Source organism: Dehalococcoidales bacterium, assembly GCA_035529395.1.
Taxonomy (GTDB): Bacteria; Chloroflexota; Dehalococcoidia; order Dehalococcoidales; family Fen-1064; genus DUES01.
In genome coordinates, this window is sequence record DATKWT010000105.1 from 20,285 (window position 1) to 32,269 (window position 11,985).

At 58.5% G+C, this 11,985-nt stretch carries 11 protein-coding genes; 5 read left to right on the forward strand and 6 right to left on the reverse strand.

The genetic code is table 11. The features are described from left to right. Positions 1–192 precede the first annotated feature (192 nt). Positions 193–1,449, forward strand: coding sequence for a GTPase ObgE (gene obgE / locus VMW13_06840; protein ID HUV44529.1), 1,257 nt, complete (start codon positions 193–195; stop codon positions 1,447–1,449). Between the two features lie 4 nt (positions 1,450–1,453). Beyond that, positions 1,454–2,062 carry a nicotinate-nucleotide adenylyltransferase gene (nadD, locus tag VMW13_06845; protein HUV44530.1) on the forward strand — a complete coding sequence of 203 codons (609 nt, stop codon included), beginning with the start codon at positions 1,454–1,456 and terminating at the stop codon, positions 2,060–2,062. Between the two features lie 48 nt (positions 2,063–2,110). Here nadD and gyrB read toward each other — a convergent pair whose 3' ends face one another. Both gyrB and hisS read right to left on the reverse strand, forming a co-directional pair. Beyond that, positions 2,111–4,054 carry a DNA topoisomerase (ATP-hydrolyzing) subunit B gene (gene gyrB, locus VMW13_06850; protein ID HUV44531.1) on the reverse strand — a complete coding sequence of 648 codons (1,944 nt, stop codon included), beginning with the start codon at positions 4,052–4,054 and terminating at the stop codon, positions 2,111–2,113. 171 nt (positions 4,055–4,225) lie between these two features. Continuing rightward, entirely contained in the window at positions 4,226–5,473 is a 1,248-nt protein-coding gene (gene hisS, locus VMW13_06855) for a histidine--tRNA ligase (protein HUV44532.1), read from the reverse strand. A 171-nt stretch (positions 5,474–5,644) separates the two neighbouring features. Here hisS and VMW13_06860 point away from each other — a divergent pair, with 171 nt between their 5' ends. From VMW13_06860 to VMW13_06870, 3 genes are all read left to right on the forward strand, one after another. Then, positions 5,645–7,831 (forward strand): bifunctional (p)ppGpp synthetase/guanosine-3',5'-bis(diphosphate) 3'-pyrophosphohydrolase, encoded by a 2,187-nt coding sequence (locus VMW13_06860; GenBank protein ID HUV44533.1) that lies wholly within the window; start codon positions 5,645–5,647, stop codon positions 7,829–7,831. A gap of 136 nt (positions 7,832–7,967) precedes the next feature. Continuing rightward, positions 7,968–8,255 (forward strand): 30S ribosomal protein S20, encoded by a 288-nt coding sequence (gene rpsT / locus VMW13_06865; protein HUV44534.1) that lies wholly within the window; start codon positions 7,968–7,970, stop codon positions 8,253–8,255. A gap of 295 nt (positions 8,256–8,550) precedes the next feature. Further along, complete coding sequence (locus VMW13_06870) at positions 8,551–9,129, forward strand: aldolase (protein ID HUV44535.1); 579 nt, start codon at positions 8,551–8,553, stop codon at positions 9,127–9,129. Between the two features lie 9 nt (positions 9,130–9,138). Here VMW13_06870 and VMW13_06875 read toward each other — a convergent pair whose 3' ends face one another. From VMW13_06875 to VMW13_06890, 4 genes are all read right to left on the reverse strand, one after another. After that, positions 9,139–9,771, reverse strand: a complete 633-nt coding sequence (locus tag VMW13_06875) for a glycerol-3-phosphate acyltransferase (GenBank protein ID HUV44536.1) — start codon at positions 9,769–9,771, stop codon at positions 9,139–9,141. 20 nt (positions 9,772–9,791) lie between these two features. After that, positions 9,792–10,712 (reverse strand): branched-chain amino acid transaminase, encoded by a 921-nt coding sequence (locus tag VMW13_06880; protein HUV44537.1) that lies wholly within the window; start codon positions 10,710–10,712, stop codon positions 9,792–9,794. A 34-nt stretch (positions 10,713–10,746) separates the two neighbouring features. Beyond that, positions 10,747–11,130, reverse strand: coding sequence for a Lin0512 family protein (locus VMW13_06885; GenBank protein ID HUV44538.1), 384 nt, complete (start codon positions 11,128–11,130; stop codon positions 10,747–10,749). A 73-nt stretch (positions 11,131–11,203) separates the two neighbouring features. Then, positions 11,204–11,985: DNA polymerase IV (locus VMW13_06890; protein ID HUV44539.1), on the reverse strand; the 782-nt coding region annotated here is incomplete at its 5' end.

The window sequence follows — 11,985 nt, forward strand, 5'->3', positions numbered from 1 at the left end:
ACTTGCTCCCCCTTTCGATAACGCCGTCGGGGTCACACCCATATTCTTGTCGCAATCTTACCTTGCCAGCAAATTCAAAGTTACACAGATACGTGCTAGTATTAGTAATAAGAATAGTCCCACCATACAACAAATTTAGAATAGTAGTTTTTTATTTATTACTTGTAACGGATGTTTGGTTAGTGCGGGAGTATGTTCGATACTGCTGAGATTAAGGTCAGGGCCGGCATCGGGGGTAGCGGTGCGATAAGCTTTCGCAGGGAGAAGTATGTCCCCTACGGGGGGCCTGATGGTGGCGATGGTGGCGACGGGGGTAACGTGGTCATTGTGGCTGACGCCAGTGTTACCAACCTGCTTACATTTCGCCGTAAGGCGTCCTATAAAGCGGGGCGTGGTGGAAACGGACAGGGGAGGAAGAAGCATGGGCCACGAGGAGAAGACCTGTTTCTAATGGTACCTCTGGGAACAATGATACTGGACAAGGACCGGCCGGGAGACGATGCCCTTCTGGCTGACCTGGAGCAGCCCGGGCAGCGAGTGGTAGTCGCCAGGGGAGGCAAAGCAGGGCTGGGCAACACCCACTTTGCTTCGTCGACGAATCAAGCGCCCCAGATTGCCCAGAAGGGAGACCCCGGTGAGGAAAGGACCCTGCTCCTGGAACTGCGTCTGATTGCTGATGTTGGCATTATCGGGTATCCCAACGTGGGTAAATCAACTCTCCTGGCTGCGGCATCGGCAGCCAAACCCAGAATCGCCGGCTATCCGTTCACGACGAAGGAGCCGGTGGTCGGAGTTGTTGAGGTGAGTCTGGAGGTCTTTGTGCTCGCTGAAATCCCCGGTCTGATAGAGGGTGCTCATGCAGGACGCGGCCTCGGTCATGATTTCCTGCGCCACGCAACGCGTACCCGAATGTTCATTCACGTGGTCGACGGTAGCTCCGAGTCGCCGGTTGAGGATATGGTCCGGGTTAACACTGAGCTTGGTCTGTTCGACGCTGCTCTGGGACGGAAGCCCCAGCTGGTGGTGGTAAACAAGATTGACCTGCCCGAGGCTCAGGCAAGATTGCCGGAGATAAGGCGTGTATTTGGCGATGCCGGTATCGTACCGGTGCCGGTGTCGGCAGCGACCGGAGAGGGTGTTGCCGGGTTAATGGAACGGGCGATGCAGATGCTCAAGGATGTGGGCGACAGCGGCAGGGAGATTCCCGGGAAGGTATTCCGCCCACGGCCCAGGGGAGATAGTGTTTCCGTGGATAAGGAAGGAGATACCTACATACTCAACGCACCGGTACTGGAGCGAATCATTACGAGGGGTGACGTGACCAGCTCCGCGATGCGTGCCCAGCTCAACCGCCAGCTAACCCGTCTGGGACTGAACCGTGCGTTGAAGAAGGCCGGTGCCAGGCCGGGAGATAAGGTCCGCTGCGGAGAGCTGGAATGGGAATGGTGACGGGATGAAGCTGGGCTTGCTCGGTGGTACCTTCGACCCTATCCACAACGGGCACCTGGCTGTGGCCGAGGAGGTCAAAGACAGGCTGGACTTGAACGAGGTCCTGTTTGTGCCTGCCGGCCAGCCGTGGCTGAAGGCGGACACTCCGGTCTCTCCGGCCGAGCACCGCGTGGCCATGGTACGCCTGGCCACTGCCGGTATTGCCTACTACAGCACTTCCACTATGGAGGTAGAGCGTGAAGGGCCCTCTTATACTCTCGATACCCTGGCCGAGATATGGCACAGGCTTGGTACCGGAGATGACGTCTACTTTATCCTGGGGTGGGACGGCCTGTCCCAGCTTCCCCGGTGGCATGCTCCGGAGCGCATCATCAGGCTGTGCCGCCTGGTGGCCGTGCCCAGGCCGGGCGCTACCAGACCTGACCTTGCCGCCCTGGAAGGCAGTATTCCGGGGCTGTCAGAAAGAGTGATAATGCTCGACAAGCCGCAGGTGGACATCAGCGCCTCCGACATCAGGGAGCGTGTCACCCGTGGCGTTTCTGTCACCGGTCTGGTCCCTCAGGTGGTGGAGGACTATATCAGGGAGCACGGGCTGTATCTGACGGGGCGGTAGGCTTAGCGGCGTGGGCAGTCGACGGGATACAGTCGGCAGTACGGATTTCTACACATCCAGGTTCTTGACGCTCTTGGCGTGGGCCAGAATGAAGGCTTTGCGCGGCGGGACCTCCCCACCCATCAGCATGGAAAACATGTGGTCGGCCTTGGAGGCATCATCGATGGTGACCTCGAGCAGGGTGCGGGTCGACGGGTCCATGGTGGTCTCCCAGAGTTGCTCCGTGTTCATTTCACCCAGGCCCTTGTAGCGCTGGAGGCTCACCCTCTTTCCCTTGAGGCCTTCGAGCACCTCGTCCTTCTCCGGGTCGGAGTATACCCACTTCTCGAACTTGGCGGCGGTGATACGGTAGAGCGGCGGCTGGGCAATGAAGAGGTGCCCGTTGTTGATCAACTCGAACATGTGCCGGAAGAAGAAGGTCAGCATCAGGGTGCGGATGTGGGCGCCGTCGACGTCGGCGTCCGCCATCAGGATAACCTTGTGATAGCGCAGCCTGGCCAGGTCAAGCTCCTCGTCGATGCCGGTCCCCAGGGCGGTAATGATAGCCCGGATGGCATCATGGGCCAGCATCTTGTCCGGCGGTGCCTTTTCCACGTTCAGTATCTTGCCCCACAGGGGTAGAATCGCCTGGAACCGCCGGTTCCTGCCTTGCTTGGCAGAGCCACCGGCGGAGTCGCCCTCGACAAGGTATACCTCGCAGAGAGAAGGCTCCTTCTCCGAGCAATCGGCCAGTTTCCCCGGCAGGGTGCCGGTGTCCAGGCTGTTCTTGCGGACGATAAGTTCCCTGGCTTTCCGGGCGGCCTCCCTGGCCTTGGCGGAGAGGAGGCACTTGTCAATTATCCTCTTGACGTCGTCCGGGTGCTCATCGAAGTAGAGCGAAAGCCCCTCGCCAACAACGCTCTCGACCTGCCCCTTCACTTCCGGGTTACCGAGTTTGGCCTTGGTCTGTCCCTCGAACTGTGGCTCGTGTATCTTGACACTGATGACGGCGGTAAGTCCTTCTCTGACATCGTCTCCGGAAAGGTTGGGGTCGTCCTCCTTGAGGAACTTGTTCTTGCGGGCGTAGTCGTTCAGGGCGCGGGTTAGCGCGGAGCGGAAGCCGGTGAGATGAGTGCCCCCGTCGATAGTATTAACACAGTTGGCAAAGCTGTAGGTGGACTCACTGAAGCCGTCATGATACTGGAGAGCCACTTCGACGATGGTGCTGTTCGCCGGCTTGTTGATGTGTATTGGCTGCTGGTGGCGCAGTACACGATTCCGGTTAAGGTGGCGGACGAAGCTGGTGATGCCCCCTTCGAAGTAGTAGGTTAGCTCGCTGTCACGTCGCTCGTCCCGGAAGTATATCTCAAGGTCGCTGTTGAGGTATGCGATTTCCCGTATACGCTCACTGAGGGTGTTGTAATCATACCTGGCGTCGTCGAAGATTTCCGCATCGGAAAGGAAGCTGGTCGTGGTGCCGTTGGGGTCGGTGGTCTCACCAACTGCGATGACATCGCCCTGCGGTATCCCCCGCAGGTACTCCTGGTGGTAGACCTTGCCGTCCAGCCTGACGTCCACCTTGCACCAGGAAGACAGAGCGTTGACCACGGAAGCACCGACGCCGTGCAAACCACCGGATACCTGGTAGGTCTTGCCGCCGAACTTGGCCCCGGCGTGCAGTACCGTCATCACCGTTTCCAGCGCGGATGTATTGGTTGTGGGGTGAATGTCCACGGGGATGCCGCGGCCGTTGTCTTTTACTGTGACCGAACTATCCGGGTGGATGATGATATCAATCCTGGTGCAGAAGCCGGCCATGGCTTCGTCCACGCTGTTGTAGACTATCTCATAGACCAGGTGGTGCAGTCCGCGGTGGTCCGTGCTGCCGATGTACATACCCGGGCGACGGCGTATTGCTTCGCGGCCCCCCAGGACCTGGATATCATTCGCAGTGTACTGACCGTTGATACCGTTGTTCACCAGTTCGGGTTGTGGCGGGGCATCCTGTGTCATAGCGGTAGACTCCTTCGTGATTGAAAACGCGCATACCACGGCCCGGGTCGAGATAGAAACAGAAGCGATACCGAGGCTGGTGCAGCAGGTGAGGTGAAGCAGGTTGATGAATCAATCATCATGCTGTATTATAGCACATTCTTGCTAGAAATGGAAGTGGTTGAGGGCAGTTTATGCCACCAATTCCAGGAGCTTCTCCACGGGCACGCTTTCCTGTCTGGAGGTGGTCATATCGCGCAGCATTACCGTGCCTGTCCTGACCTCATCCTCGCCGATGATGGCCACCCTGGGGATGCCCAGGTTGTTTGCCTGCCTTAGCTGGGCCTTGAGGCTGCGACCGCCGGTTGATATCAGTACCGCCGCCCCTTTGCGTCGCAGGGTAGTCGCCAGTTTCATCGCGGCGTCCCTGGCTTCGTTGCCGAGGTGAGCGATGAAGATCTCCGGACCGGGTATCGGGGGTACGGGGATATTCTCCCTGGTCAGGCCGAGCACCATGCGCTCGATGCCGGTGGCGAAACCGACCCCTGGAGTCGGTTTTCCGCCCAGCTCTTCGAGCAGGCCGTCATACCTCCCGCCACCGCCCAGAGAGCTCTGGGACCCCCCTGCCTCGGGCTGCACCTCGAATACCGTGCGAGTATAGTAATCGAATCCGCGGACCAGGCGGCGGTCTTCCTTAAAGGGGATTTCAAGGACGCCAAGGTGTCTTTTCATCTCGTCGTAGTGCCCGGTGCACTCGGAGCAGAGGTAGTCGGCGCTCTTCGGTGCACCGTCCGCTATCGGCTGGCACAGGGGGTTCTTGCAGTCCAGCAGCCGCAGCGGGTTTTTCTGGAAACGGACATGGCAGTCGGGGCAGACTTCATCGATGTGCGGGTGGTAGTGTTCTTTAAGTGCCGATAGATACTCCGTGCGGCACTTCCTGCAGCCGATGCTGTTTATCACCACCGTGAAGCGGCCCAGACCCAGGCTGAAGAAGAACTGCCAGGCCATGTCGATAACCTCGGCGTCAAGGGCGGGGTCGGCATCACCGATAGCCTCGCAGCCGAACTGGTTGTGCTGCCGGTATCTTCCTGCTTGAGGTCGCTCGTAGCGGAAAGCAGGGCCGATATAGAACAGCTTAACCGGCTGGGGGCGGTTGTGGAGGCCATGCTCCAGGTAGGCCCGGCATACGGAGGCGGTGCCCTCCGGTCTCAGGGCCAGGCTGTTGCCCCCCCGGTCTTCAAAGACGTACATCTCTTTCTCGACGATATCGGTGCCCTCTCCCACGCCGCGTGTGAATAGCCCGGTGTCCTCAAACATGGGCAAGTCGATGCGCTCGTAGCCGTAGAGCCGGCAAATCCGGGCGGCCTTCTGCTCAACGTAGCGCCAGTATGCCTGCTGCTCGGGCAGGATGTCTGTGGTACCGCGTGGTGCTCGGTACAATACTCCCCCTCCGTATCGTCTCTAAGCTAGATTACCCTATCGGTGTCAGGCTTGTAAAGCAGGCCCCTTCACAGGGGGCCCCTGTGAAGGGGCGCTGGTTCCTGTTATTTTTGTATAAGCACTACCCTTACGTTATACTTAGTGTGAGGAAATGGCGTAACGGGGTGACCGGTGGTTGTCAGTCAGTTGATAGACAGGGCTCGGGAGTATCTGCCGCCGTCCAAGATTGCCATCGTCGAGCGGGCCTACGAATTCGCCAGCCGTGCTCACGAAGGGCAGATGCGGAAGTCGGGCGACCCTTATATCGAGCATCCCTTACAGACGGCCCTGATTCTGGCAGAGCTGGAGCTGGATGCCAACTCGCTGGCGGCCGCCCTTCTGCACGACGTTACCGAGAACTGCGACATACCCACGTCTGAGATTGAAGCCCAGTTCGGCTCGGAAGTTGCCAAGCTCGTCAATGCTGCCACCAAGCTTGGGAAAATCTCCTGGCAGGAACCGGAGGAGACGGCCCGCCGGGGCAGCACCACCACCGGGTCGGTGCAGGCGGAAAACCTTCGGAGGATGCTCGTGGCCATGGCCGAGGACCTGCGCGTGGTCTTCATCAAACTGGCCGACCGTCTCCACAACATGCGTACTCTCTACGCCCTCGACGCGGAGAAACAGCAGAGAATCGCGCGCGAGACCCTGGAGATATACGCTCCCCTGGCACACCGGTTAGGGATATGGGAAATGAAGTGGCAGCTTGAGGACCTGTGTTTCCGTTATCTGGAGACAGAGAGGTACCACCAGACGGCCAGCCTGCTTGCCGAGAAACGTGCCGACCGGGAGCAGTTCATCACCGAGGTGACGGAACAACTGAACACGGAGTTAGAGCAAGCGGGCCTGAAGGCTGAGGTGTTTGGTAGACCCAAGCACCTCTATAGCATACACCGCAAAATAGAGCGGTACGCTGCGCTCGGTAAGGACTTCGACGATATTCATGACCTGCTGGCACTTCGGGTGCTGGTGGACACGGTGAAAGACTGCTACACTGTCCTGGGTATTGTCCATGCCCTGTGGCACCCACTGCCCGAGCAGTTTAACGACTACATAGCTACTCCCAAAACGAATGGATACCAGTCCCTGCACACCACGGTGATATGTCACGGCACCACCTCTCTGGAGGTACAGATACGCACCCATGAAATGCACCACGTTTCCGAATATGGGGTGGCGGTTCACTGGCATTACAAGGAGGGCGGCAAGCCGGATGGTGGTGTCGAGGATGGCGTCGGCTGGCTGCGCCAGTTGATTGAGTGGCACCGCGAGCTGCATGGCGCAGAGGAGTTCCTGGAGTCGGTCAGGACAGACGTATTCAGTGACCAGGTCTTTGTCTATACGCCCAAGGGGGAAATCAAGGATCTGCCCAGGGGTTCTACCCCTCTTGATTTCGCCTACCGTATTCACACGGACCTCGGACACCGCTGCATTGGCGCCAAGGTGAACGGGCGGATGGTGCCGCTGAACTACGAACTCAACAATAGTGATATCGTCCAGGTCCTCTCAGCCAAGTCGGACCGCGGACCGAGCCGGGACTGGCTGAACTCTCACCTGGGCTTCATTAAGACTTCTCACGCCCGTGAGAAGATACGGCAGTGGTTCAAGAAGCGGGAGCGGACGGAAAATGTAGAGCGGGGCCGGGAGCTTCTGGAGAAGCTGATGAGGCAGCTGGGTATGAAGTTCAGCGAACGCGAGAACCTGGCGGCGCTATTCAAACACGATACCCTGGACGAGTTCTACAATTCCATCGGCTATGGGGGGATTACCCTTCACCAGATTACCGCCAGGCTGGCCGCGGAGGAAGAGGAGCCAAAGGTTATCGAGACGGCACGGCCAAAGAGCACGGACTCTGAGGTCAATGTCCTGGGCGCGGGCGATATGCTCACCAATCTGGCGCAGTGCTGTCATCCCCTGCCCGGCGACGCAATTATCGGTTATATCACGCGGAGTCGGGGCGTGACGGTTCACCGCAAGGACTGCAGCAACATCATCAATGAAGAGGAAAAAGAGCGAATGGTCCCGGTGGAATGGGGCAAGGCCAGTGTGCTGCACCCGGTCAAGGTCAGGGTGGACGCCTGGGATAGAGTAGGGATGATGCGCGATATCAGTACCCTGGTCGCCGAGGAGAAGGTCAACATCGTTGCCGTGAACCTGGTCTACAACGACGACCAGACGATTTCAATATTCCTTACCGTGGAGATAGGAGACCTGCCGCAGTTGAGCAAGCTCCTGTCCAGGGCTGAGAGAATTCGGGGCGTTTTGAATATCACCCGGGTAGGTGAAGGTAGCGCTGTTGAGACCAGCCCACCGACCTGAAACGTTGCCACAACCAGAGAGTACCACCGGAAAATACCCCTGATGCCAGGTCAGGTCTGATATCAGATTAGGCCTGATATCAGATTAGGTCTGCGTAATCGGAAGGTGTTGAACCAAAGGAGCGAGGAGGTAGAGATTGCCCATCACCAAGTCAGCCAAGAGACACGTGCGCGTGAGTGAAGAGCGGCGCCAGCGCAACAGGTCGGTCCGCACCCAATGCCGGAGCAATGTTGTCCGGGCGGGACGGCTTATCGTCACCGGAGAGCTTGAGGCCGCCCGGGAAGCTGTGGCTGTTGCCATCAACTCCCTGGACAAAGCTGTGACCAAGGGTGTCATCCATTCTAACAATGCCGCCCGGCGGAAAGCGCGCCTCGTGAAAAAACTGAACCAGGCTCTGGCCGGCGGGCAGGAAACCGGTGCATAGCCGGTAGCAGGTCCCGCGGTGCACAGATATACCAGGTCATTCTGAACAGAACGAAGCGGAACTTTCTGCCGCAACAAGAGAGATTCTTCACTTCGTTCAGAATGACATCTGTGGCCTTAGCGCTTATTACTTGGCATTGTCCCGCAGGCTGCTTCAGTTCGGTGCTTTCTTTCGGTTTGACATTACTTCGTTGACGGGTGTACATTACGCATGGTGAGCCTCGTCAGGCGTAGTTCCTGCTACCCGTAGTCTGATTGGGCGTTGCGGGAATCGGCGTTAATTCAGGAAGTTAGAGATGCTGACTCAGTTCCAGAGAGTAGGACGCGACCTGTTTATCAGGGGGCTTGTCGCCTCTCATACTGGTAACCTTAGTATCAGGTTGAGGAATCGCATCCTTATCACCCGTCGTGGTGCCATGCTCGGTTGTCTCCAGGAACACGACCTGATTGAGACCGGGGTCAGTAAGAATGACCGTTCGACACCACTGGCTTCGTCCGAACTGGCCGTTCACCGTGCCATCTATCAGTTAACCCCGGCACAGGCGATTATCCATGCCCACCCGCCCCATGCCGTCGCCCTATCGCTTACGGTCACTGAGATTGTCCCTAATTGTGCCGAGGGCCTTGAAGTGGTGGGCCGGGTTCCTGTACTGGGCTGTAACACGATGGTTAAATCCGGGGAGCTTGCCGAGACAATTGCCGATGCCCTTAATGAACATCTGGTGGCGGTGGTGCACGGCCATGGTAGTTTTGCCGTCGGACAGCTACTCGAAGATGCCTACAACTGTACTACCATGCTTGAAGAGAGCAGTCAGGTTATATGCCTGTTGAGGTCGTTGCAGGGGAACCTCGTCGGCCAGCAACCGTCAAGCTAGCCCGTCGGCCTATTGTCCGCGGATGAAATCCCTGACCCCCGTACTCTGAGCTATAACCCTCAGTGCCGTGGGCGCAAACTTTGCCGCAATAATCAGCCCCACAATCACCGACCAGATGACAAACAGGCCCGAATGTGTCCCCAACCACGCAATGAAGGGCAGGACTACCAGACCGATTCCCATGGACAGGGCGACATTGCGGGTGATTGCAAACGGCACAGCGATTATGCCGAGCAGAACCCACAGCCCTGTCAGGTAGCCGTAGACCGGCATCAGGACTACCAGGGCACCTACTGTGGTCCCCATGCCCTTGCCGCCGCTGAATCTCAGCCAGACCATCCAGTTGTGACCCACCACTGCCGCCCCCGCCGCCAGGAAGACGTAGACCGGGTCCACCTTTAGCAACCAGTGGGCAATTGCCACCACTGCTGCCCCCTTGCCGAAGTCTATGATACCGACGGCTATGGCCGGCAGAGCGCCCACTTCGCGGAAGGTGTTCAGCCCGCCGACGTTTCCCCCGCCCAGCTTCCGGATATCCTTGCCGCTGGACATCCGGGTGAAGATGTACGCCGAGGGCATTGAGCCCAGCAGGTAACCGATGAGGAATACCACCACGCCGGTTACAAACTCATTTACTATCATCAGGTCCTCCGGGATAGTATCTACTTCTTGTATACCGGCGTGCACCAGCCGGCGTACTTCGGGTTGTTGCTCAGGATAACGTCGTGGTAGAACTCCTGCAGCTTTGCCGTCACCTTGCCGATTTCGCCGTCGGCAACCTTGCGGTGGTCTATTTCGGCGACGGGGGTGATGTGGGCGGCGGTGCCGGTCAGGAAGCACTCATCGGCAGTGTAGAGCTCATTGCGAGCGATATGCCTCTCTATTGTCTCGATGCCCAGTTCCTCCCTGGCCAGGGTGATGGCGGCGTCCCGTGTGATGCCAATCAGTATGCCATCCGAGCCGGGCGGTGTCACCAGCTTGCCATCAATTACCAGGAAGAGGTTCTCTCCGCTACCCTCGGCGACGTGTCCATTCGGCGTCAACATGATGGCCTCGTCGAAACCGTTCTCAATGGCCTCGGTCTTGGCGGCGGCGTTGGTCACGTAGAGGCCGGTAAGCTTGGCACGGGGCACCTCACCGGGGAACCGCCACGAAGAGACGCAGCACCTGGCACGGTCGGTGTCCAGGTAGCGTCCCCAGGGGAAGGCAAACATCAGGAAATCACTGTCCAGATTATGGAGGCGCACGCCCATGGCCTGGGTGGTTCCCTCGCCACTTTTGTAGGCAAGGGGGCGCACGTAGACATCCTCCTCGAAGCCGCATTTCTCTACCACCTCCACGGTCAGCCGGCAGAGGTCCTCCAGGGTGTGGGGCAGTTCGATATTCAATAGATGGCAGCCATTCAGCATCCGCTGGTAATGCTCCTCGAGGCGGAACAGATATAGCTGCTTATGGTCGCTGTTCCAGTTGCCCCGGATGCCCTCGAAGACGCCCGTGCCGTAGTGCATGAAGTTGGTCATGACACTGAGCTTGGCTTCTTCCAGGGGTACAATCTGGTTGTGGAAATAGGCATATGATGGCATCTTTACCGGCCTCCTCTTCTGTGGCTGGGCTGAACTAGCTCCTTATGACGGCCCTGTCAGCATCAACGCATACCGTGACGGCTGCGTTGGCCACGATGATTTCGTCTGATTTATCTCCCATACTTGCGGCCTGGTGGCCGTGCACAATCATGCCGCCCTCGACCACCTTTATTTCCTTCCGGCCGAAGGGCAGGGTCTTGAGGACTTCGTCGGTATCCACATCTGCAGGGCGGGGACAGGCAACGAGTACCTCAACGAGCATGCCGTTTAGGCCTTTCAACTCCACCAGCTCCAACAGGCCGATGAGGCAGACACGAGCGACGGCGTCCTTGACCGCCTTGGTGGCCGCCTCGGTCACGTCCTGGCCGTGCTGGTCGACCCCGGTGCCCATCTCGATGATGAAACGCTTCTTGTTCATGACATCCTCCTGAGTCAGATGGAGTCTATTATAAGGGAGGGTGGATAGAGATGGCAAGTCTACTGTGTTCCCCCTACCTCGAAAGCCCCGGCGTCTGCAGGGTATAGTCACCGCCGTCGTCCGGGGGGAAGATGTCCCTCAGGCGCAGGGTACGGCCGGTCTGGATGGCGCTGAAACCGTACCTGTCCCGGATGCGGTCGATGGCCCGGTTCAACTGCTCCTGCCTCTTCCCGGAAGGTTCCAGCATCGCCAGTTGACGACTCGGTTCCGCCAGGCTTGACACCCCGATGCCGATGAGGCGTACCGGTTGCTTCTCCGCAGCGAGGGCCTTCCGCATCAGCTGGACGCCAGTATCGAATATCGACTGGTCGGCGTCGGTAGCCTGTGACAGGGTGTAACTGCGTGTAATCGTGGTGAAATCAGCATAGCGCAGCTTCAGAGTGACGCACTTCGCCTGCTTGCCACGATGACGCAGGTCGCTGCCGACCCTTTCGCTGAGATAACGCAGGGTTGCTTCCAGCATCGGCTGTCCCGAGAGGTCTTTGTCGAAGGTGGTCTCCCGGCTGATGGACTTCGCCTCGCCCGGTGGCGACACTTTGCGGCTGTCGATTCCGTTCGAATGGCGGTGTAGCACCTCACCAGACGCACCAAAATGGCTTTTCAGGGCTTTCAGGGGTACAAGTGATAGCTCACCTATGGTCTTCACCCCGAGGCCCCTCAATCTCTGTTCTGTTTTCTTACCGATTCCGGGCAGCTTATCGATAGCCAGAGGTGCCAGGAAAGCTCTCTCATCTCCCGTCGGCACCTCGATGAGACCGTCCGGCTTGGAGAGGTCGGAGGCGACCTTGGCGACCA

Bases quoted from the DNA above. Each gene is read 5' to 3' on its own strand.
- VMW13_06880 (HUV44537.1), bottom strand. From the start codon at position 10,712: ATGCCATCATATGCCTATTTCCACAACCAGATTGTACCCCTGGAAGAA.
- VMW13_06870 (HUV44535.1), top strand. From the start codon at position 8,551: ATGCTGACTCAGTTCCAGAGAGTAGGACGCGACCTGTTTATCAGGGGG.
- obgE (HUV44529.1), top strand. From the start codon at position 193: ATGTTCGATACTGCTGAGATTAAGGTCAGGGCCGGCATCGGGGGTAGC.
- nadD (HUV44530.1), top strand. From the start codon at position 1,454: ATGAAGCTGGGCTTGCTCGGTGGTACCTTCGACCCTATCCACAACGGG.
- VMW13_06885 (HUV44538.1), bottom strand. From the start codon at position 11,130: ATGAACAAGAAGCGTTTCATCATCGAGATGGGCACCGGGGTCGACCAG.
- gyrB (HUV44531.1), bottom strand. From the start codon at position 4,054: ATGACACAGGATGCCCCGCCACAACCCGAACTGGTGAACAACGGTATC.
- VMW13_06875 (HUV44536.1), bottom strand. From the start codon at position 9,771: ATGATAGTAAATGAGTTTGTAACCGGCGTGGTGGTATTCCTCATCGGT.